The following is a 25,687-nucleotide window of genomic DNA, read 5'->3' as shown; positions in this document are numbered from 1 at the left end:
AGAATATTCTGCTCAATGAGGGCATTCGGGCTTGGATGGCTCCTCAGGATCAACCCCACGAGAACTTTATCTTCCCTGAAGAGGTTCTGCCTCGCGGTAACGCACTGTAATGTCAGGAGTGAAATATTGAGTTAATTTTCTCTAACTCAGCATGGGCGGGGCGATCCCGCTCCTACAGCACTCCTCATTGAACGATACCCCGCCACTCGCGGGGTATTTTTTTCAAGCCACCCCACATCCGCTCTAGCCTGTGCTAATCTAAATGAAGGGAATGAATCCTTAGCGATCTTTACCCTACTCCTTTTGAGAATTAGACCGTTCAGGCAACAAGGAGGTGATGCCCATGAGTGATAGTAGTAAATTTATGGGTCATCAAATTAGCGTTAACCGGCTGAGCGTCGGAGCTGTTCTCTAAAAGCCGGTTTTAATCCCCTAGTGGGATTAACTAAAGGCTGAAAGAGCTAGGCTGGTTTTTGGAGTTCCTTCCGACAGTCTGGTGCTAATTTGAAGACCCGCTAGACCGCCCTCACATTGAGTGTAATGGTGATACCAAAACGCTTCCCGTGGGGGCGGATAGTTTTTTAGGGACTTTTTTTCAGGAAGGCGATGGCGTAGATACTCAGCGAGCTGGCAATTAACAAAGCATTCATCAGCTATCAAGTTAGCCAGGGAAGCAGTAGAAGAGAAAATGAAAAAAGTTTGGAGAAGCGATCGCCCAGATTAACAACTTAGTTGCTGCATCTCAATAGAAACAAAGCATCATCTACGAGAAATTTTGTACAATAAGGTGACGCTAACACTGACAACAGATGATAGCGATGGGTTGACAACAAAAGACTTTGATAGGGCGCAAGTCATTTTTAAAGAGTGACTTAGGTCATCCGAAAAATAACACGAAAAATCTCAATAAGCGCTCTAGCAATCATTTCAGGCGCTGGTGAGGTGGTGGCACCGTCCAATCTGTGTTACGATGACTTGAAAAATCAAGAAGGATTGTCACTCTTTCTGAAAGATCTTTCTGAAAAAGTGTGTGTGAGGAAAAGAGGAAAGATGGCTAAATTAATGTGGAAATCTCTGCTAGTAAGTCCAGCAGTTTTGGGAGCGGCACTCGTACTTTCTTCAGCAGCGATCGCAGCTGAAAAGCCCGTAACCTCTGAAGTAATTCAGCCCCAAACGACTGAGGCAAACCTACCGAAAGTTCAGTCAGTGGCTTTGGTTACTGCACCCCAAGCCCCGGAAGCTAACTCAGCCCCCGTGTTTTCAGCAACCGCTAAATCAGCCGAAGCGCTGAGTGCAGTTGAAGTGGAAACGCCAGAACAGTTGGCAGTAGCACCGATTCAAGATGCAGCAACCGCCAACTCGGCAGAAGCACTAAAGGTAGAGAAGCTCGATAGCACGTCTGTACCTGTATTGCCAGCAGTAGAGACGCCAAAACAGTTGGCAGCAACTCCCATCCAGGACGCAGCAACCGCCAATTCAGCCGAAGCCCTAGGCGTAGACAACAGCGTGTCGGTTCCAATGGCAGCACCGACGAACACCAAGCTGGCTCAAAGCGCCCCAGCAGGAAATACAGTTGACAACAACAGCGTTTTAGAACAAATCAATCGCTACAGTCGGGAAGGAAATAATTCCCAAAGCCAAGTCACAAACGTCTCCCAACTGTCAGACGTGGAACCAACCGACTGGGCATACGAAGCGCTGCGAAGCCTAGTAGAGCGCTATGGCTGTATAGCAGGATATCCGGATGGCACCTATCGGGGCAACCGGGCAATGAGCCGTTATGAATTTGCGGCGGGTTTGAACGCTTGTTTGCTGCAAATCGAGAAATTAATTGCCGCGTCTACAGCAGATTTTGTTACCAAAGAAGATTTAGCCACACTTCAGCGGCTGATCGATGAATTTGGGGCAGAACTGGCAACCCTCCGGACGCGGGTAGATAACCTGGAAGGACGGGTGACGTTCCTAGAAAACCATCAGTTCTCGACAACCACCAAATTGGTGGGTGAAGCGATCTTTGCTGTCACGGACTCGTTTACGGGTGATGTTAGCGTTAGCGACTTGGATGTGGATGTCGATGACCGTGGCACCAACACCATCTTTGGAGACCGGGTACGTTTAGACCTGCAAACTAGCTTCACAGGTCGAGATGTATTGCACACTCGTCTCGCCGCTGGGAACCTGGGACTTTTAACCCCCGACACATTCGAGGGAACTCAGACTTTTAACCTCGGTTTCAACAACGACAACAGCAATGATATTGGCTTAGACTGGCTGGCGTATGAGTTTCCGTTTGGCGCTTCCCAAGTTTACATCTCAGCCACTGGAGGACGCCATTCCGACTACACCCCTGTTTTGAATCCTTACTTCTATAACGGAGTCAGTGACAGTGGTAGCGGCTCACTCTCAACCTTTGCTCAGTACAGCCCCATTTATCGCATCGGGGGCGGTGCTGGTGCTGGTCTGAGACTGGGTGTCGGTCGGGCACCAATTCTCGGTCCCACTTCATTAACGGTGGGTTATCTAGCAGATAATGCCAATAATCCTGCCGATAGCACACCGCTTGGACTAGGTATTAATCAGCATGGTGGTCTGTTCAACGGTGACTATTCTGCTCTGGCGCAGCTAAATTTCACTGTCAGCGACCGATTCGGCTTGGCGGCTACCTACGTTCACGGTTACCATAGTTCCGGCAACTCGATATTCGACAGTGGCAGAGGCCAGGGTGTAGTTGGTACCGCTTTAGCCAATAATCCAGGGGTTATTGGTCCCTTCGTTTCATCCGCACTTGGTATATCAGCTGACGCAAGTCCAACGGTCAGTAACTCCTATGGATTACAAGGTGCTTTCCGATTGGGTGACAGAGTTTCACTCAGTGGCTTTGTCTCTTATAGCGACGTCACAGTGATTGGTGACGGAGATGGTGAAGTCTGGAGCTATGGATTAGGGGTAGCCTTCCCTGACCTAGGGAAACGGGGTAACGTTTTGGGGATCTTCGCCGGTGCCCAACCCTATCTGGGAAGTCTCGAACTTGAGGGTGCTCGGGTTCCAGTTGGTAAAGATCGACCCTACCACATTGAAGCTTTCTACAAGTACCAGCTGACGGAGAATATCTCTGTTACTCCTGGAGTTGTCTGGCTGACAGCTCCCGGTCAAAGCAATGATAACGACGACGCTGTTATCGGTACGCTCAGAACTACGTTCAGCTTCTAGTGGCACAAAAGCTAGGCGGCTGGGTTATATAGCTTGCCTAATATTGTGAAATGAAATCAGTAAAGCCTCGCTCAATGCGGGGCTTTTTTGTATGATTTATTACCTAATGCAATTTCTGGGCTGTGGTAGGATGACAGGAAAAATTAAGAAGGATGTCAATCTTTCTGAATAAGGTGTGTGTGAGGAAAAGAGGAAAGATGGCTAAATTTATCTGGAAATCGCTGGTATTCAGCCCAGCAGTTTTGGGGGCAGCATTGGTGGTTTCATCGGCAGCGATCGCTGCACAAACGCCTGCTGCTAAAGAAGTGATTCAGCCCCAAACGGTAGAGGCACTACCAGAATTGCAGCCAGTAGCGATCGCTACTGCGCCAGAAACCCCAACAATCAGCTCAATCCCTGTATTTTCAGCTACCGCTGAGAAGTCAGAGTTAGAGCAGAAAGTTGTTGCGACGGAAGCGCCAGAACAGTTGGCAGTCGCACCCAGCCAGGAGCCAGCAACCGCCGACTCAGCTCAAGCACTAGGGGTAGAAACGATTGAAGGCACATCTTTGCCTGTCATGCCAGCTGCCGACTCAAAGCTGGCTCAAACAGCTCCAGCAGGGAATAGGGTTGGCAACAACAGCGTTTTAGAACAAATCAATCGCTACAGCCAGGAAGGAAATAACTCCCAAAGCCAAGTCACAAACGTCTCCCAACTGTCGGACGTGGAACCAACCGACTGGGCATACGAAGCGCTGCGAAGCCTAGTAGAGCGCTATGGCTGTATAGCAGGATATCCGGATGGCACCTATCGGGGCAACCGGGCAATGAGCCGTTATGAATTTGCGGCGGGTTTGAACGCTTGTTTGCTGCAAATCGAGAAATTAATTGCCGCGTCTACAGCAGATTTTGTTACCAAAGAAGATTTAGCCACACTTCAGCGGCTGATCGATGAATTTGGGGCAGAACTGGCAACCCTCCGGACGCGGGTAGATAACCTGGAAGGACGGGTGACGTTCCTAGAAAACCATCAGTTCTCGACAACCACCAAATTGGTGGGTGAAGCGATCTTCGCTGTCACGGACGAGTTTAGCGATCGCGAGGACACTAATACCATTTTTGGCGATCGCGTTCGTTTAGACTTCCAAACCAGCTTCACGGGTCGAGATGTATTGCACACCCGTCTTGCGGCTGGTAACACTACACCTTTTCAGCCTAATGGTTCATTCGAGGGCAACCAGACCTTTGACCTGAATCCCGGTAACAACAACGATATTTTTCTAGACTGGCTAGCGTATGAGTTCCCCTTTGGGGCTTCCAAAGTATACATTGCTGCTGCCGGTGGAATTCATGCCGACTACGCTCCCGTCCTCAACCCTTACTTTTATGACGGAGACGGTGGTACCGCAGCACTCTCAACCTTTGCTCAGCAGAGTCCTATTTATCGAATCGGTGGCGGTGCCGGTATCGGGATCAGGCTCGGTGTAGGTACAGCACCGATTCTCGGTCCTACTTCATTGAGCCTGGGTTACTTGGCAGATAATGGGAATAACCCTGCTGATAAGGTTGGCCTGTTCGGTGGGGACTATTCTGCTCTCGCCCAACTCAACTTTACCGTTAGCGATCGCTTGGGCTTAGCTGCCACCTACGTCCACGGCTACCATAACCGGGGTGACGGGATTTTCGACCTTGGTGGAAGTCCGCGCTCGGCTGGCGCTAGGCCGGTAACAGGTACTCGCGGAGCTAACGATCCAACTCTTGCAACTGGAACAGGCGCTCGGTTTCCATTAGTACTGGCTAGGGATACCGCACTGATCACTAACTCCTATGGTCTTGAGGCTGCCTTACGACTGAGCGACAGATTCTCCCTGAGCGGCTTCGTTGGTAAGACTGATATTAGCGCGGTTGAAAATAGTACCAGAGGCGAGGTCTGGTACTACGGATTAGGTGTGGCTTTCCCCGATTTGGGTAAGCGGGGGAATATCCTGGGAATTTTTGCAGGTGTAGAACCCTACTTGGCAGGTCTTGAAGTTCAAGGCAGCCCAGTCGGGATTAAGAACGATCTCTCTTATCACCTCGAAGGATTCTACAAGTACCAGCTGACGGATAACATCTCCGTGACTCCCGGCATTATCTGGATTACTGCTCCCAACCAAAACAACGATAACGAAGATGCCGTTATTGGCACGCTCAGAACAACGTTCAGCTTCTAGGGAGACGGAAGTAGTAGCCCGCACATTGCTAGGAGAGGTGGTAATGGGTAAGGGGTGATTACTCCCTCTGTCCCTCTTCTCCCTTGATCCCCTGCTCCCAGCTTTTGTGTCGTAAATTTTGCGAACCCGGTTATGCCCCGTATTAGCGGGGCTTTTTTATTGCCGAATGCTTAAACCGGCAAACTCCGGTGGAGAACCGGGGTATACTGGAATAGACGATCCCTCACACTCGATCTCAAGCTTGTGGAACTTTCCTGTAAAACAGAATATGCGCTGTTGGCTCTGTTAGAGCTAGCGTGTCACTACAACGACAACGAACCGTTACAAATTCGGCAGATTGCGGCTCAACAAAATATCCCCGATCGATATTTAGAACAGCTGCTGGCGACATTGAGGCGTGGCGGTTTAGTGCGTAGCCAACGCGGAGCAAAAGGAGGCTATTTGCTGTCGCGGGAACCTTGGAAAATTACGCTCTTAGAAGTTGTGAGTTGCCTGGAAGGATTGGATGCCAAACCTTCTGAGAACAACAACACTTCCAAAACGGTAGAAAGTGCCGTGGTAGAGGAAATCTGGCAGGAAGTGCATCAAACAGCTAATTCGGTCTTACAAGGATACACGCTTCAAGATTTAGCAGAAAAACGGGATTCTAGGCGTCAGCTAGACATCATGTATTACATTTAAAAATTAAAAATTGAAAACTAAAAATTAAACATGAAGTATGCTTCTTTTAATTTTTAATTTTGCACTTTTTAATGATTGATGTTGACTTCTGACTCCTCATAACCAAGAAAAAAACTAAAATCTATGCGGATTGCTCAAAACATTACAGAATTAATTGGTCGGACGCCTTTAGTACAGTTGAACCGCATTCCCCAAGAGGAAGGCTGTTTGGCTCGGATCGTGGTGAAATTGGAGGGTATGAACCCAGCTGCCTCGGTTAAAGACCGCATTGGCGTGAGTATGATTAATGCGGCAGAAGAGCAGGGGTTGATCCACCCAGGCAAAACAATCTTAGTGGAACCGACTTCTGGAAATACTGGTATTGCTCTAGCGATGGCAGCAGCAGCCAGGGGCTATCGGCTGATCTTGACGATGCCAGACACGATGAGTACCGAACGACGGGCGATGCTGCGGGCTTATGGAGCAGAACTGGAACTGACCCCTGGCATTGAGGGGATGAGCCGCTGCATTCGTAGGGCGCAAGAAATTGTTGACAGCACGCCTAATGCTTATATGCTGCAACAGTTTAGCAATCCAGCCAACGTCCAGATTCACCGGGAAACCACTGCTGAGGAAATCTGGGAGGATACGGACGGGCAGGTGGATATCCTGGTCGCTGGAGTGGGCACCGGCGGCACGCTTACGGGTGTTGCAGAGGTGATTAAACCACGAAAACCGGGTTTTCAAGCGATCGCCGTCGAACCCATCAGTAGCTCAGTGTTGTCCGGCGGACGCCCTGGCCCTCATAAAATTCAGGGCATCGGTGCTGGGTTTATTCCCCAAGTGCTGAAAGTTGAGCTGATTGATGAGGTAATCGCGGTGACAGATGATGATGCGATCGCTTACGGTCGTCGTCTTGCTCGTGAAGAAGGACTGCTTTCCGGCATTTCCACGGGTGCTGCCCTCTATGCTGCCATCAAGGTCGCTCAGCGCCCCGAAAATGAGGGACGATTGATTGTCATGGTTCAGCCCAGCTTTGGAGAACGCTACTTAAGTACACCCCTGTTCCAAGATCCAGAACCGCGAGTGCCAGCTGTGCTGGGTTGACGCTACAGTAACTGTTAGTGGTCATTAGTTAAAAGCTCATGAGCTATGAGTCATTAGTCATACCTCTACCTACTAATGACTCATGCCTCTGACAGAAAGCTATTTCCATGACAGATTCCACTCACTACGACACCCTTGATATTAGTCCCGCAGCGACTCCGGTACAGATCAAGCAAGCTTACCGGCGTCTAGTGAAGCTGTTTCATCCAGATGGTAATCGCGAAACAGCGAACCACGAGCAAATTGTCCGGATTAATGCTGCTTACGAAATACTGGGCGACCCTCAACAGCGGCAGTCTTATGACCAGATGCTGCTCAAAGATCGCCTGAGACACGAACAATCTGTTAACAATCATCCGTCGCGACGAGCCGAATCATCAGCGACATATACTTCGGCGCGATCGCAGCGATACCAGCAAGCCGATGCTTCGGCGCGATCGCAGCGGCAACAGCAAGCCGACACCGAAAACCGATACTACGCGCATCGACAACAGCAAGCCAACGCTGAAAACCGATACTACGCGCATCGACAGACAGCAATAGATGCCGACGAACAACTGGAGCAATGGCTTCAGAAAGTCTATGTGCCGGTCAATCGCTTGATCTGTCGCATTCTCAATCCTCTGGCAGACCAACTAGACCAACTTTCAGCCGATCCTTTTGATGATGAACTGATGGAACAATTTCAGGCTTACCTGAAAGAGTGTCGTAACTATCTCAAACAAGCTCAGCTGGCTTTTCGTTCTTTGCCTAATCCAGCCAATGTTGCTGGCGCAGCAGTTCACCTTTACTACTGCCTCAATCAAGTAGCAGATGGCATTGAAGAGTTAGAACTTTTTACGCTCAACTATGATGAAGGCTACCTGCACACGGGTCAAGAACTTTTTAGAATTGCCACTGGTTTGCGCTGCGAAGCGCAATACGCAGTCAAAGACATTGCTTAACCATTAAAAATTAGAAACTAGCTTTTTTTTCTCGTTACCAGTAAGGGCTTTTTCTGTCCCGTCCCCTACTGTGGTAACGGGGCTTGGATGAAAGTACAGCCTCCCCAGTGACCAAAACAAAAATAAAAATTTAAGAATTTCTCAATTTTTATTTTTTAGTTGTTTCTCTGGGATTCCAACGCATTACATCTGTCCAAGGAGCTTTTTTAACTGTAAAGTCACAAGACAAAATGTGAGTAACGGAATTGCCCGTCTCACTCGTAGACCTCAATAAATGTAGCACTAGCGTTAGAGAAAAGCGCAGCGTACTCTCAGGACTAGAGAGTTTTTTGAGCTTGGATGGATCAAAAAGGGGCGCTGAGATTTTCAAAACATCGGTTTGCAAGTCGCGCTGGAGAACGTCTTCAACAGTTATTTTTTCTTTAAGAATTTTTCCAGATCCAATAAAGCTATAAACTTGACGCTGGGAGAGATCCAGAATCATGCTGGGCGTCAGGCGAATCACTCGCCGCGATCGCCCGTCGAAATCTGTCAGCGAACTGCGATCCCAGTCTACGTCAATTGAATGCTCCGCAGATTTATTGTCAATCTGGATCGATAGTTCGCGCAGTCGATCTAGTTGGTATCGCTTTTCCAGCTTAAATTGGATATCGACGCGATCTCTTAGATTTTGTGCTTCCAGTTGTCCATTTAAGGATTCTCGATCGAGATGGACTATCACTTGATTTCTATCTACCGATTTAAAAACTCGGTATAAAACGTAGGTGACACAGATGATGTAGACAGTCAAGATGAATAAATTGCGGTCATCCAAAATTAGTAATTAGTGATTGGTAATTGTTAATTGGGGAAAGTTTTTAATTACAAACTTTTCTTTTTGAAAAAAAGAAACTTACTTATTTTTACTTTAAAATTAAGTAATTAAAAACAAAAATTTTTGTCTCCCATTAATTTTTAGCAAAAAATTACAAGCTATAAGAAAAGTAATTCATGAACATGATACTAGTCATCCTTAACTGTGGAAAAATTATCAAACCAGCCACGCCGCCAGAAAAAGTAAATTAAACCAGATGCGATCGCTATCATTAATGCCCAGCAAAGCGGATAGCCTAAATACCAGTTTAGTTCTGGCATATTGAATGGAGATTTTTCTGTATTAAAGTTCATGCCGTAGATTCCAGCAACAAAAGTGAGGGGAATAAAAATACTAGAAATCACAGTCAAAAGCTTCATGACTTCATTCATTCTGTTGCCAACCGAAGACATATAAACATCCATTAACCCAGAGGATAGTTCTCGATATGTTTCCACCATGTCCATTACTTGAACCGCATGATCGTAACAGTCTCTTAGATAAATTCGGACTTCTTCACAAATAAGAGGACTCCCATCTCGAATTAAGGAATTTATGGCATCTCGCTGGGGCCAAATAGCGCGACGGAGTGCCAACAATTCGCGCCTAACTTGATATATTTTGTCTAGAGTCTTGCGTGTAGGATTGGCGATAACTTCTTCCTCTAAATCTTCAATTCGCTCACCATAAACTTCCAGAACCGGAAAAAAGCCATCAATAATTGAATCCAACAGTGCGTAGGCTAAATAATCGGCACCGCGCTTGCGGATAGTGCCCTTATTGTGACGAATGCGATCGCGCACAGGTGTAAAGCAATCCCGGAGTGGTTCCTCCTGCACAGTGAGCAAATAGTGTTTCCCCAAAATTAAACTCACTTGTTCGCTGTAGAAGCCAGTGCCTTTTTCTTTAGGCATCACCATCCGGCTAATAAGCACCAGATGGTCTCCCTGATCATCCACTTTCGGTCGCTGGGGTACATTTACCACATCTTCCAAAACCAATGGATGTAAATGAAAAACCTGTCCCAATTCTCGCAAAATTTCTTCATCTCCTAAGCCCAACACATCCACCCAAGAAACCGACTCGGTATCCAAATAGCTAGCGCACGCTGCTGGGGTCTCAAGTGGCATGCAGATGCGGTTTGCCTCGTTGTAGTCAATTAAGATAATTTTGGGTGGCGGAGAATTTTTATTAATAAAAATTGTTCCTGGTAGACTACCAGGTTTATCGTAAAAGTCTTCAAACAAAGAATTATCATCGTCTTCGTCTTCATTATATTGTGTAACTACTTCCGCAGGCTGGGGGCGTCTTTGTGTCATACAGGTTTACCTTGTAGTTGAATATTTGTTTTAGAACTTTAACTATTTTAATCAGCAATATTTTCTTTTAATAAACTCAAGTTCTTCCTTTAGACCCGTAGTATGAAGCCATCCAACATATCCCCCAAAATTACAAACATCTTGATTATCAAAAACATAAACATGATGAACCTGAAGAGGGTTTATAAATACGCGGAGCGTACCACTACCATCTTTAAACTTTAAATATACTATAGCGACCTTAGAATTATTTTCTTGATCGTTAGTCATCCCTGGCACTTTGTATAAACGAGTAGTCACCTCTTGGAGCATACTGTCATTCAAGCTTGAGGCTTTCTTTTCTCCTAAAATATTATCTGCAATCAAACTCGCCGTTCTTTGGCACTGCCAGTACCAGGCATGACCATCAGCTGCCCCTAAAGCCATTGCTGCCTCAAGTTGACCAATACTACGTGCGGCTTTTTCCAGAGGGTTAGCATTCGTTGAAACATACTCATCTCGGAAAAACAGATTATCAACTGAGTTTATATTTAAGCTTGACCCCAGGGGGTAAGCGATAACATCAGAAGAATGAATCATGTTAATCCATCTAAGAGGAGCTTTTTCATAGTTATCTGCAAATTTTTTTACTGTCTCAGGACTGACTTGCAGCATCGTATTTAAAAATAATATAGGTGAACCCATTGTAGTAAGACTTTTTAAAGTAACCTTTTTTACGTTACTAGATGAATTAAAACCATGAATCATTGCCCGAATGTCAGTGGCTGGATCTTGAGGACTAAATCTTTCTGAAAATAAAACGTCCCATAGGATAACGCTTCCTAAAGAGTGTGCAACAATATGGAGTTCAGTTTCTTCAGAATTGTTTTTAAGAAAATCATATAATTGTTGTGCGATAAGTTTTCTAATTGCTTCTCCACGTTCTGGATTAAAGTAAGTTAAAAAATCTCCGCCGAACTGAGAAAGAAATCCTTGCCTAAGTTCTTTATAACGAAATATATCGTCAATACTAGTTTGAGAATGTTCTTTTTTAAGCTTTTGTAAATCTTGATGAATAAAATTCCATATTTTGTCTACATCAGTTAATATATTGCCCCAAAAACTGGAGTATAAGTGGGGTAAAGATTCACCTCTTTGGTCGAACTCATTTTTAATGAGAAGTTTCAAATTATCTGCATATTGAACAGTCCGTGTGGCAACGCCATGAATAAAAAAAACTAGCATCGTTAAATTTAACCCTCTGACTGAGTGAAAATTTTCCAAAGAATTACCTCTATATAGGGTTCCCTAGAATTCACCCAAGCTAACAGTCTTTGTATCCAATGGCACAGTTTATCCAGAACGCTGATTAAACAGAAGTTTGAGGAATTATCCCGGTTAAGTAGGTTTGAACCCTATAATTTTTCAATACTGTAACACTCTTACAATGAGCGATCGCTACAAAAAAGCAGCTTGCCGTTTGAGACAAGCTGCTTTTCTTTCAGTCCACAAAGGTGGGCTTTGTTTTTATCGCTTCAGGTTTCAACCTGTGGGCGCTGGGGACGCGAACAATGGACTACATCATGCCCATGCCGCCCATGCCGCCCATGCCGCCCATGCCGCCCATGCCGCCCATGCCGCCCATGCCGCCCATGCCGCCCATATCGGGGGCACCAGCCGCTTTCTTCTCAGGCTTCTCGACAACCAGGGCTTCAGTGGTCAACACCATCCCGGCAATCGAACCGGCATTTTGCAACGCCGAACGTACAACTTTCGCAGGGTCGATAATCCCAGCGGCGATCAGGTCTTCAAATGTGTCGGTAGCCGCGTTGTAACCGATATTCAAATCAGTCTCGCGCACCTTCTCGACAATGACAGAGCCTTCGACACCGGCATTATCTGCCATCTGACGCAGGGGAGCTTCTAGAGATCTGCCCACAATGTCAGCACCGACTTTTTCTTCGGCGTCCAGACTATTTTTAATGTCAGCAACTTTCTTGCTCAGGTAAATCAGCGTCGCGCCACCGCCAGGAACGATACCTTCTTCCACAGCAGCTTTGGTCGCGTTGAGGGCGTCTTCAATCCGCAGCTTGCGGTCTTTGAGTTCGGTTTCGGTCGCCGCACCCACTTTGATGACGGCGACACCACCGGCAAGCTTAGCAATTCGCTCTTGCAGCTTTTCTTTGTCGTAGTCAGAATCCGTTTCTTCTAGCTGCTTGCGAATTTGGGCAATCCGCTTTTGCACATCTGCCGTCTTGGCATCACCAGCGACGATGGTGGTGTTTTCTTTATCAATGGTGATTTTCTGAGCAGTTCCCAGCATCTCCAGAGAGACGGTATCTAGGCTCAAACCAACTTCTTCTGAGATTAGCTGACCGCCAGTGAGAACGGCGATATCTTGCAGCATCGCTTTGCGGCGTTCGCCAAATCCAGGCGCTTTGATGGCGGCTACATTCAGTACGCCCCGCGCTTTATTTACCACCAAAGTTGCCAAAGCTTCTCCTTCGATGTCTTCGGCAATAATCAGCAAAGCTTGACCGGAACGGGCAACTTTTTCCAAGACGGGAATCAAATCCTGGATAGAGTTGATTTTTTTATCCGTCATCAAAATCCGGACGTTTTCATATTCCACCACCATCCGTTCGGAATCGGTGATGAAGTAGGGAGAAATGTAGCCGCGATCCAGCTGCATCCCCTCGACGACATCCAGTTCCGTTGCCATCGATTTGGATTCTTCAACGGTGATCACGCCGTCTTTGGTGACTTTATCCATCGCTTCGGCAATCATTTTGCCGACTTCTTCATCGTTACCAGCGGAGACGGTTGCCACTTGCGCGATCGCGCTACCTTCCACTGGTTTCGCGATCGCTACAATCTCCTCCACTAAGAAGGCGATCGTTTTTTCGATTCCCCGCCGCAAACTCACTGGATTTGCCCCAGCCGCTACGTTCTTCAAGCCCTCACGAATCATCGCTTGAGCCAGAACCGTCGCTGTCGTCGTGCCATCACCCGCAATATCTTTCGTCTTGGATGCCACTTCCTGAATCAGTCGAGCGCCTGTATTTTCCAGGGGGTCTTCTAATTCAATTTCCTTGGCAACGGTGATACCATCGTTCACAATTTGGGGTGCGCCAAACTTCTTCTCTAGAAGGACATTCCGCCCTTTCGGCCCCAGCGTAATGCGAACGGCGTCTGCCAGGACGTTCACGCCCCGCTCTAGTGCCCGCCGCGATTCGTCATTAAATGCAACGATTTTTGCCATGTTTTAGGTTTTCAGAGCGCTTCCATTAGTCAATTTAGCACTCACTGGCACAGAGTGCTAATCCGAGAGGATGAGAGTCCTCACCTCGACTGATATCGGGGAGGCACATAATAAACAGCTAGAGCGATCGCACGCACTTTTGAGTTACTTTTTGTAACGAAATTGCCGAATTCTCGATAACTAGAGCGGATTGGATTGAATGCGTTTATCATCCACTTTTTGATGCTCTGTCCTTGACAAAGGAAATAATTTATGCGTTCACCAAAAAAAAGAGCGGTAGGGCTGCAACCTTGCTGCGATAGACTTCATCCCATTTGTTGTATCGTTCCTCCTCATATGCTGAAGGAGGTTCTCCAGAATGGCAACCCTGAGCAGCGGGCATGGGCTTTTCAAACCTTAACCGTGTCAGAACAGTTTCGCGGACGGCGCTTGACAGTGGGAAATATCTCGTTCGCAGCATCACCGGGAGAGAAGCGTCGTACCATCTTTGATGCTAAAAATGGCAACGATCTACCAGGCACCTTGGTGCGGAGTGAAGGCGATCCTCCCAGCGAAGATGCCGCGATCAACGAAGCCTACGACGGATCGGGTGCAACTTATGACTTGTACGAGCAGGTGTTCGAGCGGAATTCCATCGACAATCGAGGGCTGCGTTTGGACTCGACGGTTCATTTTGGCGTGAAGTATGACAACGCTTTTTGGAACGGCGACCAAATGGTCTACGGTGATGGGGATGGAGAGATTTTTGAACGCTTCACCAAGGCGATTGATGTGATTGGGCATGAGCTAACCCACGGCGTCACCCAATATGAAGCCAATCTAATCTATTACGGCGAATCTGGCGCACTGAATGAATCTTTTTCCGATGTCTTTGGTTCTCTGGTGAAACAGCGGGTTCTCAATCAGACCGCCGAGGAAGCTGACTGGATTATCGGGGAAGGTTTGTTTACCGCCAATGTTAAGGGCGTTGGGATTCGCTCAATGAAGGCACCGGGGACAGCATACGACGACCCAGTGCTAGGCAAAGACCCCCAGCCTGCGACTTATAAAGACCGCTACAAAGGGCTGGAAGATAACGGAGGCGTGCATATTAACTCAGGGATTGCCAACCGTGCCTTTTATTTAGCAGCAGTGGAAATTGGCGGCTACGCTTGGGAAAAGGCAGGGAAAATCTGGTATATCGCTTTACGCGATCGCCTGCGCTCTAGAGCGAATTTTAAACGGGCTGCGAATACTCTCATTACAGTCGCTGGAGAACTCTACGGCGAAGGCTCCAAGGAGCAGAATGCAGTCCGCAAAGGTTGGCAACAAGTGGGAGTGATTTAAATTAAAAATGCGTGCATTAAAAATGGAAGAGGCAATTCTTCATTTTTAATTTCTGCGTGCAGCTGCCATCAGCCATTCCAGCAGCGGTCTTAAGTTTCCAGGTACGGCGGATTCACTCACTAAAACAGTATGTTGCTGAGTGTTTTCTTCCACCGTTAGCTTGTACTGAAAGCGGTCGGGTTGGGGAGTGTTGGAAGCGATCGCGGCAGGCAAATCAAAGAAATCAGCTGCGTCAATCAGGAGGCGCAGCTGATTTGCTTCATTTGCAGGCAGAGTCGTAGTGTCAAAAACTTTTGTCAGGCGCATCCCAGCAAAGCCGCCAGTCCGTTCAAAAGAAATTCGCATAGTTTCCCTCGCAGGGAGCAAGACTAACTCCATAGTAAGCAGTGATGGATGTTATTCTTTGTCGGCCTCTCTCTTTCCCACTCCGACCGCGAGGAGAGCGTCACTACGCTCACAGTCCTCTGCCGCTATGGTCGCTATGCCATCACCATACCGCCGTCCACATTGAGCGTTTGACCCGTGATATAGGCGGCAGCCGGATCGGCGGCTAGGAATCGAACTAAACCAGCAACCTCCTCTGGTTGACCGTAACGACCGAGGGGGATGAATTTTAAGATTTCCTCTGATTTGATATTGCTCGTCATATCGGTGGCGATAAATCCAGGGGCAACAGCATTGACTGTAATGCCGCGAGTGGCGAGTTCTTTGGCGACGGTTTTTGTAAATCCAATCACTCCCGCTTTGGCAGCGCTGTAGTTTGCCTGACCGGGGTTGCCCATCTGACCGGCAACGGATGAAATATTAATAATGCGCCCGGAGCGTTGCTTCAGCATCACCTTACTGATAGCTCGCGTACACAAAAAGACGCCAGTGAGGTTAAGGTCAATCACGGCTTGCCAATCTTCCGGCTTCATCCGCAACAACAGGGTATCGCGGGTAATTCCAGCATTATTCACCAAGACATCAACGCGCTTCCACTTCTCCATCACGGTGTTCAGGAGGGCGTCTACTTGATCGGCTTTGGATACGTCTGCTTGGAGGGCGATCGCACTACCGCCTGCTGCGGTAATTTCACTCACGACTTCTTCGGCTGCTCCACTAGAACTGGCATAGTTAATTGCTACACTGGCTCCCTCAGATGCCAATTCTAGGGCGATCGCTCGACCAATTCCTCGTGAAGCGCCGGTAACGATGGCAACCTGTCCGCGCAATCTTTGCTGGCTCTCTGGCAATGCTTCCATCAATAAATTCCTCTCGATCCGTTATGAACGCGGTTATTTAACTGCGCTAACGATCTTAGGTCGATTCGTACCTCGGACTGAACGAATCAATACGCCAAAAGATTACGATTGTCGTGAAAGAGCAGAAAACACTTTGATCGCATGGCAACTAAAAAGCAGTTCAACAATTTCCAAGAGTTACTGTCTGGGTCTGAAAAGCCAGTGTTGGTGGATTTTTACGCGACTTGGTGCGGTCCTTGTCAGATGATGGTCCCGATTCTGGAGCAGGTAAGCGCCCAGATGAACGAACGGTTACAGGTTGTAAAAATTGATACGGATAAATATCCAAACTTGGCGAGCCAATATCAAATTCACGCCCTACCAACGTTGGTTTTATTTAAAAATAGTCAGGTAGTTGAGCGCATTGAAGGTGTGCTGACAGCCCCACAACTTATCCAGCGCCTAGAAGCGTTGGTTTAAGGCTATATCGGCAGTATCTGGGTGTAACCAATAGCTCTCTTTGGCGAAAGCATCCACAGATGCTGACGATCGCAGACGCGGATATGTACGGGAACTCCTATCTTACCGCCTTCTGAGTCAGCTGCCAAACCAGCCCGGAACTTGACTTCCGGGCTAATCTTTCAACTTGGTGCATATCTCGGAAAGCTGGGAGAAGTGCTGCGAAGGGAGGCTGCATTTTTACCGCCGAGATGCCAAACCGAAATTCATTTCTGGAGAGTAATTGGTAATCTACAAAGCTAAAGAAAGCGAACCCTTAAATCATTTGCCAAGAGTCATTAGTTTGTTGCTAATGACTCTTGGCAAATGACTAAAGACCTATTACCACTTACGGATGTTTAGCCCATCAAAAGGAAATCGGATGAGCGATCGCTATCATACGGAAGGCTTTCTCAGCTTCAACACAAGTTGCCTAGTCTTGAGAAGTGCCTGGAGCAACGCTTGATTCTGGAGAACTATTGGGAGGAGCCACCACAACCCCTTTATCCCCACGTTGCTCGCGTTTTTTTCGATCTGCTTTTAGCATATCTTCCATAGCCAGCTGCATTTGAGCCATTTTCTCCAAATTGCTGCGATACAGCTCTAGGTCTTTGAGTAATTTATCTTCTGGCAGGTTTAAGGCATTACAGATTTGCTTGAGCGCCTCAATCCGCTGCTTTTCGTCTTTTACCAAATCGGAATCTGCTACTTCCAGCAGCGTAAATAAACCAATCGCAAACAAACGGCTGTACTTAAACGGAGAATGGTTTGCGATCGCCTGCACAGCAGCGTGCAAGTCATCAGCGCCGTGACTAGGAGCCGTTGGGTTTAACCAGGCAACGATATCCTTCCCACCCAGACGCATGGCTAATTCTTCCAGCCTCTGGGCATCCTGCTTGTACTGTTGCGGCTCGTTCTCGACTGCTCGACAGAGGGCTTCAAAAATCGGTTCTTTATCTCGTTCTGGTCGATAGCCTTGCATGAAGCGGTTAAAGGATGTCACCACGCCCAATGCATAAATGGGGTCGTAGCGAAAGTCCACATTGACCGAAAGCAAGTGCATTTCCACCATCAACTCTTCTACCACCCGCCGGTAGATGGAGTTAATGGGGCGGGTGTGTAGGGTATAGAAAGTTCTTTTGGTGTCTGATACAGTGCGGACGTTATTCACCGGAAAATTTTAAGTTTGAGGGCGATGTAAACTCATTGTCACAGCTTTTGGACACCTTTGCCAAGGCAATGTCTTGTAGAGACTCCCGGCGATACAATGCCGGGGATCGCAGAAATTATTCATTGGTAATTGGGAAAAGGGTCTTAGAAGTTAGAGATACGCCTTCCTTATCCTAAATTCCGATTGCTGATTACCCATTATCGATTAGCCATTCCCAATGACTTTTTCTCCTGAACTAACGCTCCTGGCTCAATATATAGCTGGAGAATTTGAGAATTCAGAACAAGCGACAAGAGAACCCGCTTGGTACGTAAACCTCCGCCTTTGGCTGCGACCCGTACCGCTGTTTGCAGAAGATAGCCTCACCCTGTTTGCAGAGCAAGCGAACATCCTGCAACTGGATCGTCCCTATCGTCCTCGGATTCTGCGCCTGCGCCACAGCGACACCTCTCAAGCCTCGCTGATGGTGCAATACTATATGCTGAAAGATCCCGATCGGGTCAGAGGTGCCGGTCAAAATCCAGCCTTGCTGAAGACGCTTACACCAGAACAGATGGAACTTCTCCCCGGCTGTACCCTCGCCGTCATTCAGCAACCCTTAGCTCAAAATACCTATAACTTTTCTACCGCACCCGCGACTGATGCCCCCTGCTGTTTTACCTATCAAGAAGAAACTTACCAGGTTTCTTTAGGGTTTGAGGCGCGGCATCAAGAATTTAGAAGCTATGACAAGGGAATTGACCCCCAAACAGGCAGAGCCATCTGGGGGGCACTGCTTGGCCCCTATATTTTCACTAAGCGCGAAGATTTTTCCGCTGAGCTAGCAATTTGAAATCTTTTGTCCTTAGTTAAGGACGATTGACTGCATAACTCATGAATAATTTAGCTGACCATGCTGCGAGGCACTCCTTCAAGAGCCTCTTCCTCGGTTTCAAAAATTTCAAACACCGAATCCATCATGGTGACTTCAAAAACGAGTTTTGCCTCTGGATGGACGTTACATATGCGGAAACTGCCTTTTACTTTGTCAGCATCTCGCATTCCTGCCACCAAGGATGTTAGACCAGAGCTGTCAATAAAATTAACTTGACCGAGATTCACAACTACGTGGCGACTGAGTTTGGAAATACATTCCTGCAACTTCAGACGAAACTGCCATGCGGTTGTAATATCCAGGCGTCCAGTGGGGGCTAAGACGATGACTGTCGTCCCGTCTTGAGTCGTATGTGTTCTCTGATCGATATGAATCACCAAGACCTCCTTGCTCCGGAAGCTCCGTCTATATTTAATATCTAGATAGGAGCCGCATTTTACTACGATTGCTCCCATGATTTGAGCTTTCAGTAGTCTAACTCTAACTTAGAGATTAGAGCTACCAAAAATTCAGCTCGCCTAATCTTAAAGCAAAGCTTGAAAAAAATTACATTAAATTCGGCTTCTAGCAGACTGGATTGGCGCGATCGCCCACTAAGATAGCACTCAGAATCATACAGGTAGAAGATTCCAGTGTTACTCACAACTCTGCTTCAATATCCGGAAAAAAGGGATCGCCTCCTCTTTTAGGGGAGAAGATGGTTCCAGGGGCATCCGGGGGGTTGAAGCAGTCGTTACAGTTCTCGTAGATTTCCAATACCGAATCCATCATGGTGATTTCCAGCACCACCTTGGCGGCTGGAAGCAGATTGCAAAGGCGGAAACTCCCGTTTACCTTGTCCGCATCTCGCATCCCTGCCACCAATGAGGTGAGACCAGAACTATCAATGAAATTCACTCTCCCAAGATTTACGACCACATGACGACTGAGTGTATAAAGACTCTCTTGTAATTTCACGCGAAATTGCAAAGCTGTGGTGATATCCAGCCGTCCTGTTGGTGTCAAAACGATAATCTTCGTGCCGTTTTGGGTCGTGTATGTTTTCTGGTCGATGTGAAGCACGGACACTCACCTCTAAAGATGGGCAAGTATATCAACCGGGTGCGATGAGAGCGGGATTTTTCCCGTAGTCTAACTCAGACCGGCGATTCCGAGAGAGGTGTCCAGTTTGCCCAATCTTGTGGCTTTAAGAAAGTTTCATATAGCTCGGCTTCTGGGGTGTTCGGTTCGGGTTGATAGCCATATTCCCAGCGAACTAGAGGCGGTAAAGACATCAAAATTGACTCAGTGCGCCCGTTCGTCTGAAGACCAAAAATGGTGCCTCGGTCGTAGACGAGGTTAAATTCCACATAGCGACCGCGACGATAAAGCTGGAAATTCCGCTGGCGATCGCTATATTCCATTTTTTGCCGCCGCTCGGCAATGGGAACGTAAGCCGGTAAAAATGTCTGACCGCAATGCTGCACAAAAGCGAACAAATCTTCCCAGTTGCGAGGTTCTGGCGTACCCACTTGGTTGCTGTAAACAGCTGCTGGTCCATCGGCGTGCGGGCCGCGATACAAAGCTCCTTGACCATCTTGATAGTCAAAGAAGAGTCCTCCAACGCCCCGCGTTTCTTGGCGGTGCTTCAGATAAAAATATTCATCGCACCAAAGTTTAAACGTGGGGTAGTACTCTGGGTGGTGGGCATCACAGGCTTGCTTTAAAGTGCGGTGAAATTGGGCGACATCTTCCGCAAATGGGTAGTAAGGGGTTAAATCGATCCCACCGCCAAACCACCAAACTGGCCCTGCCTCAAAGTAGCGATAATTGAGGTGAACCGTCGGGACGTAGGGATTGCGCGGATGCAAGACCATTGAGGTGCCAGTCGCATAAAAGCCGTGCCCAGCCGCCTCCGGGCGTTGCGCCAGAATCGACGGAGGTAACTGTTGACCCCAGACTTCAGAAAAATTAACGCCACCCTGTTCAAAAACTGCGCCCTCGCGGAGGACGCGGGAACGACCGCCGCCGCCTTCTTCTCGTTCCCAGGCATCTTGTTGAAATTTCCCAACTCCATCCAGTTGTTCCAAACCTTCGCAGATTTGGTCTTGCAGCTGCTGCATAAACTGGCTGACCCTAGCTTTCGAGTCATCTGGGGGCAAAACCTTAGCAGAAGTAGTTACGTCCGTCTGAAAAGCTGTCATAATCTCAAGTCAATATTGTTCACAAAAGCGGTTGGGAAAGAAAAAAGGTATTGAATTGAATAAATCGGGATGGAAGTTCGCCTGAGTTCACCCAGGATACCGGCTTGTACGGGCGCGATCGCTTGTACCACGTCAGCTTGCTTTTCGGGGTGAGGGTGAGCCGCTTTGATCGGGTCAAAGCACTCAACTCTATGCGATCGCAGGGGAACTTACAGCCTATCTTAAATCGGGTCTGCTGAACCCAAGCAGCAAGTTGAATAAAGCGTCTACAGGCTATCGAAATATCCTACAGGGGGATGCTACCTAATGATCCCAGGGATTAAAGTAATAAGTTCCCTTGAAGACTTGGTGCGAGGAGGAGTGTTGTGATTCTCAATTTTTCCTTAAAGTTTATCGCTGGTCGAGAGGGTTTTTCCTTTAAGTTTTCCCTGGTTCGGACTTACCGCGCCGTTAGTTCTGCTTCGGTGGATGTCCTCTGGCAAAAATTAATCAATATTGGCGATGTATCCTGGCATCCTCTACTTGCCAGCACCAATGTCCCCAGCGGGTTGATTGCCAAACCGGGATTGATTTACAAGGTAGTCACGCGCTGGCTACCTATTCCCATCCGGGTTTTTGTTGAGCGTGTCCGTCCCTGTGAGTTACTCAGTGTGAGAATGCTGGCAATCCCAGGAGTTGAGAAACGGGTGACGTACCAGGTAGAATCGACGGTCTGCGGCACGTATGTATCTTATTCAGTGACGTTGCGCGGTTGGTTGTCACCTTTAATTTGGTGGATGATTGGGTCTTACTCAGCTCGTGTTGCCACTGAATTAGCCCAAGCTGCCGAACAGGTGGGTTTACAAGCTCAAGGCTAGAAACTAGAGAGGACTGAGGACTGAGGACTGAGGACTGAGGGCTGAGGGCTGAGGGCTGAGGGCTGAGGGACTGAGGAGTGAGGAGCGAGAATACAGGTTTCAGGAGAGGGGGAGAGGCAAACAGAGGGAGTTATTAATTAGTAATTACCAATTAACAATCTAAATTTAGACCCTGAACTGCATAGCGCGATCGCGTCAAACAAACCGTTAAGATACTTGAAGAGAGAGAACCCCGATCGTTTTGTCCCAGGTGCAATATCTGGGATAAGGAATGCAAGTAACCTAGTTATGCTCGATGCCAGCTCAGTTTTAGAAGTATTGCGACCCGTGCAAGATCCCGAACTCCGCAAGAGTTTGGTCGAGTTGAACATGATTCGCAATGTGCAAATTGACTCCGGAAAAGTCAGCTTCACTCTGGTGCTGACGACACCTGCCTGTCCACTACGCCAGTTCATCGTGGAAGAGTGCGAACAGGCACTCAAGAAAAATTTGCCAGAAGTGACAGATGTCGTGGTAGATGTCACCGCTGAGACACCCCAACAAAAGTCGCTTCCGGATCGCGCCGGAATTGCTGGTGTAAAGAATATCATCGCGATTTCTAGTGGCAAGGGCGGTGTGGGCAAAAGTACTGTAGCGGTGAATGTGGCAGTGGCTTTAGCACATTTAGGAGCTAAAGTCGGTCTGATTGATGCGGATATTTATGGGCCTAATGACCCGACAATGCTGGGATTGCCAGACGCCAAGGTAAGCGTGCGGCAAGGTGCCAATGGTGAAGAGTTGGAACCGCCTTTTAACTACGGCGTCAAATTAGTTTCAATGGGGTTTTTGATTGATAAGGATCAGCCGGTGATCTGGCGGGGACCCATGCTGAATGGAATTATTCGCCAGTTTCTCTACCAAGTACAGTGGGGGGAACTGGATTATTTGATTGTAGATATGCCCCCCGGCACTGGAGATGCCCAGTTAACGCTAGCGCAAGCGGTGCCAATGGCTGGGGTAGTCATTGTAACGACGCCGCAGACGGTGGCTTTGTTGGATTCGCGTAAGGGCTTGAAGATGTTCCAGCAGTTGGGAGTATCCGTGTTGGGAATGGTGGAAAATATGAGTTATTTTATTCCGCCGGATATGCCCGACAAGCAGTATGACATTTTTGGCTCTGGAGGCGGTGAAAAGATGGCGCAAGAACTCGGCGTACCGTTGCTGGGCTGCGTACCGCTAGAAATGCCCGTGCGAGAGGGGGGCGATGCAGGCGTGCCGATTGTGGTTGCCGATCCAGAGTCGGCTTCTGCGAAAGCGCTGATGGCGATCGCTCAAGCGATCGCGGGCAAAGTTTCTGTCGCTGCCTTAACTTAAGAAAAATTAAAAAGGTAAAGTAAAAAATTTGCCTTTTTAATTTTTAACTTTTAATTTTTAATTGTTTAGCAATGTTGCATAAGTCACTAACTGGTTTTCGCTGGCGATCGCTGCTCTCCCCTTGGCAAGAGGTAGATTGGCTGCTATTGGGACTGATTGTTGGACTCACCATTTTTGGAGGTGTGATGATCCGCAGTGCCGAACTTAACCAGGGATTGACCGACTGGTGGTGGCACTGGCTGGTGGGCCTCATTGGGCTGATATTGGCGATGTTTATCGCGCGATCGCGTTACGAGAACCTGCTCCAGTGGCACTGGATTCTTTATGGCATTACCAACTTGTCCCTGATCGCGGTGATGATTATTGGTACCAGCGCCAAAGGTGCCCAAAGATGGATTACTATCGGCGACTTTAACATTCAACCCTCTGAATTTGCCAAATTAGGCGTAATTATCACCCTAGCTGCTATTCTCCATGCTCGGCCCGCCTCCACGATTCCCGCTGTTTTGAGAGCTTTGGGCGTGACTGCGGTTCCCTGGATTTTAGTATTTGTGCAGCCCGACCTAGGAACCTCCTTGGTGTTTGGAGCGATTGTGTTAGGTATGCTCTACTGGGGGAATGCCAATCCCGGCTGGCTAATCCTGCTAGCTTCTCCGGTGATTTCGGCTATCTTGTTTAACGTATTTATGCCCGGATGGTTCATCTGGACGGCAATCATGGGCATTATTGGTTGGCGCACCTTACCGTGGCCGTTGTCGGGTGCCATTGGAGCGATCGTCGTCAACTTGGTGGGAGGCGAGTTAGGGCAAATCTTCTGGGGAGTTTTGAAAGACTATCAAAAAGACAGATTGATTTTGTTCCTTAACCCGGATCTAGATCCCCTCGGCGGCGGATACCACCTGATCCAATCTCGTATTGCCATTGGTGCAGGCGAACTGTGGGGACGAGGGCTTCACAAGGGAACCCAAACCCAACTTAACTTTATTCCGGAACAGCACACTGACTTCATTTTCTCTGCCATTGGTGAAGAATTCGGACTTGCAGGCAGTTTCTTTCTGCTATTTATCTTTTGGTTGATCTGCCTGCGCTTGGTGATTATTGCCCAAAATGCCAAAGACAACTTTGGATCTTTATTAGCAATTGGCGTCTTATCGATGATTGTGTTTCAGGTGGTCGTTAACCTAGGCATGACGATGGGACTTGCACCCGTAACCGGCATTCCCCTTCCCTGGGTTAGTTATGGTCGTTCGGCGATGTTGAAGAATTTTTTGGCGCTGGGGATTGTAGAGTCTGTGGCAAATTATCGACACCGATTGAAGTTTTAGCTTTTTGTCATTCGTTATAGGTCGCTGGTTTGACCTATGACGAATGACAGCTAACTGCTATTAAGCTAATAAATGAAAACTTAACCGAGAAAAAATCATGATTCTGCCTGGAGCGGTCGTTCAAGTAAAGAACACTAACGATATCTACTACGGCTATAAAGGGCTAGTCCAACGGGTTGGCGAGGGAAAGGCAGCAGTCCTATTTGAAGGGGGAAATTGGGATAAACTCGTCACCTTCCAACTATCAGAATTAGAACTTGCAGAGACAACAGCAGGTCGCAAAAAAGCAAAATAAGATTGGAAAAAAGTAATTGGTAATTAGTCATGCTTCAAAGTTCATGGTTTTTACCTAAAGAAACATGAACGACTAATTACCGATTACCCATTACCGATTATCCATTACCAAAAATATGCGACTTCCCCTGCCACAGTTTGCCACAGGCGATCGCCCCGCCAACCATATTGCTGAGGTGATTGAGACGGCAACGACTGAATTCCTGGCACAGTGTCTCGATCCAGAAGACTTGAGCTTCCCTGTCATGCCAGCCTTTGGCAGTTGGGTCAAAGCTACGGATGAAGAGTCGGGAAATCTCGTCTTTGCTGTTGTTTATCATGCGGCGACCAGTCCCATTGATTCCATTCACCGCGCAAGAGCCTTGGGGCTATCATTGCAGGAACTGCGAGAGCAGCAACCCCAAATATTTGCCATGCTGAAAACCGAGTTCCGCGCCGCTATTGTTGGTTTTGAAGCTACCCATCAAGGGGTCAATGGTTCTAAGCGCCTGGGTGGAACGATTTATCAGTACCTGCCGCCTCGTCCGCCGCAAATTCATCAAGCGGTTTACCAGTGCGAACCGGAGGAAATTGTTCACTTCAGCGAACAGATGGATTTCTTAAGAACCTTATTGCAGGTCATGGGTGCGCCGGTGGAGGCGCTGATTGCAGCAGCGATTCGAGAAATTTATCAACTACGCAAGGCTGACCGTGACTGGTTGGTGCAGGCAGGACGGACCCTCAGCGTCCTTCTCAAGGACGACTACGACCGCTTGAGGTATATTTTGAGCCAAATCCGTTTATAGGCAGCCGATGCCCTAGAAACTTAACGCCTAAAAATTAAAGGTGTCTTGTCCTCAAAATATCCGTCCTTCGCGCTTAGGGCGCAAAAACTTCTGTAACTCTACTTCCATTGGGGCACCCCGTAGATCCAAAATATATTCATCTACTGCACCCAGCACCCCTATTTCTTTAGGGTAGGGCGCAAAAAACGGTTTTTCTGTAGGATGTCTCCAGTGATACCACCATGTTTTCAAAAGTCAGCATCGCTGACTTTTGCAAGCATCGCTTCAAACTC

Annotated in this window: 24 protein-coding genes and 1 pseudogene; 14 read left to right on the top strand and 11 right to left on the bottom strand. The window is 47.8% G+C overall.

All coding sequences use genetic code 11. The features are described from left to right. From NDI44_RS13330 to NDI44_RS13305, 6 genes and pseudogenes are all read left to right on the top strand, one after another. A pseudogene (locus NDI44_RS13330) lies at positions 1–110 on the top strand (photosystem II protein D2); the annotation flags it as partial. Between the two features lie 1,408 nt (positions 111–1,518). Further along, the gene (locus tag NDI44_RS13325; protein ID WP_347276576.1) at positions 1,519–3,210 is read left to right on the top strand and encodes an iron uptake porin; all 1,692 of its coding nucleotides are present in this window, start codon (positions 1,519–1,521) and stop codon (positions 3,208–3,210) included. 197 nt (positions 3,211–3,407) lie between these two features. Then, positions 3,408–5,402, top strand: coding sequence for an iron uptake porin (locus tag NDI44_RS13320; protein WP_190411712.1), 1,995 nt, complete (start codon positions 3,408–3,410; stop codon positions 5,400–5,402). A gap of 243 nt (positions 5,403–5,645) precedes the next feature. Beyond that, on the top strand, positions 5,646–6,083 hold the full coding sequence (locus NDI44_RS13315) for an Rrf2 family transcriptional regulator (protein ID WP_190411711.1): 438 nt from the start codon (positions 5,646–5,648) through the stop codon (positions 6,081–6,083). Between the two features lie 123 nt (positions 6,084–6,206). Beyond that, positions 6,207–7,169 (top strand): cysteine synthase A, encoded by a 963-nt coding sequence (cysK, locus tag NDI44_RS13310; RefSeq protein ID WP_190411710.1) that lies wholly within the window; start codon positions 6,207–6,209, stop codon positions 7,167–7,169. Positions 7,170–7,276: 107 nt separating this feature from the next. Further along, positions 7,277–8,113, top strand: coding sequence for a J domain-containing protein (locus NDI44_RS13305; RefSeq protein ID WP_190411709.1), 837 nt, complete (start codon positions 7,277–7,279; stop codon positions 8,111–8,113). A 148-nt stretch (positions 8,114–8,261) separates the two neighbouring features. Here NDI44_RS13305 and NDI44_RS13300 read toward each other — a convergent pair whose 3' ends face one another. From NDI44_RS13300 to groL, 4 genes are all read right to left on the bottom strand, one after another. Further along, complete coding sequence (locus tag NDI44_RS13300) at positions 8,262–8,927, bottom strand: hypothetical protein (protein WP_190411708.1); 666 nt, start codon at positions 8,925–8,927, stop codon at positions 8,262–8,264. 188 nt (positions 8,928–9,115) lie between these two features. Beyond that, a complete protein-coding gene (gene corA / locus NDI44_RS13295) occupies positions 9,116–10,285 on the bottom strand; it encodes a magnesium/cobalt transporter CorA (protein WP_190411707.1) in 1,170 nt (389 codons plus the stop codon). Positions 10,286–10,336: 51 nt separating this feature from the next. Further along, positions 10,337–11,548, bottom strand: coding sequence for a hypothetical protein (locus NDI44_RS13290; RefSeq protein ID WP_242037006.1), 1,212 nt, complete (start codon positions 11,546–11,548; stop codon positions 10,337–10,339). Positions 11,549–11,840: 292 nt separating this feature from the next. Continuing rightward, positions 11,841–13,526, bottom strand: coding sequence for a chaperonin GroEL (groL, locus tag NDI44_RS13285; protein WP_190411706.1), 1,686 nt, complete (start codon positions 13,524–13,526; stop codon positions 11,841–11,843). Positions 13,527–13,778: 252 nt separating this feature from the next. Between groL and NDI44_RS13280 the strand changes: the two genes are divergently transcribed. Further along, positions 13,779–14,852: a M4 family metallopeptidase gene (locus NDI44_RS13280; RefSeq protein ID WP_199304780.1), complete on the top strand. Its 1,074-nt coding sequence runs from the start codon at positions 13,779–13,781 to the stop codon at positions 14,850–14,852. 45 nt (positions 14,853–14,897) lie between these two features. Here NDI44_RS13280 and NDI44_RS13275 read toward each other — a convergent pair whose 3' ends face one another. Then, positions 14,898–15,197 carry a protealysin inhibitor emfourin gene (locus NDI44_RS13275; RefSeq protein ID WP_190411705.1) on the bottom strand — a complete coding sequence of 100 codons (300 nt, stop codon included), beginning with the start codon at positions 15,195–15,197 and terminating at the stop codon, positions 14,898–14,900. 134 nt (positions 15,198–15,331) lie between these two features. Beyond that, positions 15,332–16,096 carry a 3-oxoacyl-[acyl-carrier-protein] reductase gene (fabG, locus tag NDI44_RS13270; protein ID WP_190411704.1) on the bottom strand — a complete coding sequence of 255 codons (765 nt, stop codon included), beginning with the start codon at positions 16,094–16,096 and terminating at the stop codon, positions 15,332–15,334. Positions 16,097–16,237: 141 nt separating this feature from the next. On the opposite strand from fabG, the gene trxA reads away from it, so the two are divergent. Continuing rightward, the gene (gene trxA, locus NDI44_RS13265; RefSeq protein WP_190411703.1) at positions 16,238–16,555 is read left to right on the top strand and encodes a thioredoxin; all 318 of its coding nucleotides are present in this window, start codon (positions 16,238–16,240) and stop codon (positions 16,553–16,555) included. Positions 16,556–17,006: 451 nt separating this feature from the next. On the opposite strand, the gene psb29 is transcribed toward trxA, so the two are convergent. After that, positions 17,007–17,744 (bottom strand): photosystem II biogenesis protein Psp29, encoded by a 738-nt coding sequence (psb29, locus tag NDI44_RS13260; RefSeq protein ID WP_190411702.1) that lies wholly within the window; start codon positions 17,742–17,744, stop codon positions 17,007–17,009. Between the two features lie 217 nt (positions 17,745–17,961). On the opposite strand from psb29, the gene NDI44_RS13255 reads away from it, so the two are divergent. After that, positions 17,962–18,576 (top strand): chromophore lyase CpcT/CpeT, encoded by a 615-nt coding sequence (locus tag NDI44_RS13255; protein WP_190411701.1) that lies wholly within the window; start codon positions 17,962–17,964, stop codon positions 18,574–18,576. Between the two features lie 50 nt (positions 18,577–18,626). On the opposite strand, the gene NDI44_RS13250 is transcribed toward NDI44_RS13255, so the two are convergent. The 3 genes from NDI44_RS13250 to hemF form a co-directional block, all read right to left on the bottom strand. After that, positions 18,627–18,995, bottom strand: a complete 369-nt coding sequence (locus tag NDI44_RS13250) for an STAS domain-containing protein (protein WP_190411700.1) — start codon at positions 18,993–18,995, stop codon at positions 18,627–18,629. A 262-nt stretch (positions 18,996–19,257) separates the two neighbouring features. Beyond that, complete coding sequence (locus NDI44_RS13245; protein WP_190411699.1) at positions 19,258–19,680, bottom strand: anti-sigma factor antagonist; 423 nt, start codon at positions 19,678–19,680, stop codon at positions 19,258–19,260. 74 nt (positions 19,681–19,754) lie between these two features. Then, a complete protein-coding gene (gene hemF / locus NDI44_RS13240; protein ID WP_190411698.1) occupies positions 19,755–20,801 on the bottom strand; it encodes an oxygen-dependent coproporphyrinogen oxidase in 1,047 nt (348 codons plus the stop codon). A 365-nt stretch (positions 20,802–21,166) separates the two neighbouring features. Between hemF and NDI44_RS13235 the strand changes: the two genes are divergently transcribed. From NDI44_RS13235 to NDI44_RS13215, 5 genes are all read left to right on the top strand, one after another. Next, positions 21,167–21,658, top strand: coding sequence for an SRPBCC family protein (locus NDI44_RS13235; RefSeq protein WP_190411696.1), 492 nt, complete (start codon positions 21,167–21,169; stop codon positions 21,656–21,658). 288 nt (positions 21,659–21,946) lie between these two features. Beyond that, positions 21,947–23,011 carry an Mrp/NBP35 family ATP-binding protein gene (locus NDI44_RS13230; protein WP_190411695.1) on the top strand — a complete coding sequence of 355 codons (1,065 nt, stop codon included), beginning with the start codon at positions 21,947–21,949 and terminating at the stop codon, positions 23,009–23,011. A gap of 71 nt (positions 23,012–23,082) precedes the next feature. Further along, positions 23,083–24,336: a rod shape-determining protein RodA gene (gene rodA / locus NDI44_RS13225; protein WP_190411694.1), complete on the top strand. Its 1,254-nt coding sequence runs from the start codon at positions 23,083–23,085 to the stop codon at positions 24,334–24,336. 97 nt (positions 24,337–24,433) lie between these two features. Continuing rightward, positions 24,434–24,631, top strand: a complete 198-nt coding sequence (locus NDI44_RS13220) for an NAD(P)H dehydrogenase subunit NdhS (protein ID WP_190411693.1) — start codon at positions 24,434–24,436, stop codon at positions 24,629–24,631. Positions 24,632–24,746: 115 nt separating this feature from the next. Further along, positions 24,747–25,415, top strand: a complete 669-nt coding sequence (locus tag NDI44_RS13215) for an HAS-barrel domain-containing protein (protein ID WP_190411692.1) — start codon at positions 24,747–24,749, stop codon at positions 25,413–25,415. A 51-nt stretch (positions 25,416–25,466) separates the two neighbouring features. Here the strand turns inward: NDI44_RS13215 and NDI44_RS13210 are convergent, their stop codons facing one another. After that, positions 25,467–25,646, bottom strand: coding sequence for a hypothetical protein (locus NDI44_RS13210; RefSeq protein WP_190411691.1), 180 nt, complete (start codon positions 25,644–25,646; stop codon positions 25,467–25,469). Positions 25,647–25,687 lie beyond the last annotated feature (41 nt).

Origin of the sequence: Trichocoleus sp. DQ-A3 (assembly GCF_039961975.1) — a bacterium.
Lineage (GTDB): Bacteria > Cyanobacteriota > Cyanobacteriia > Cyanobacteriales > FACHB-T130 > FACHB-T130.
Note: the sequence above shows the minus strand (reverse complement) of the source record. Positions and strands in the feature narration are given on the sequence as shown.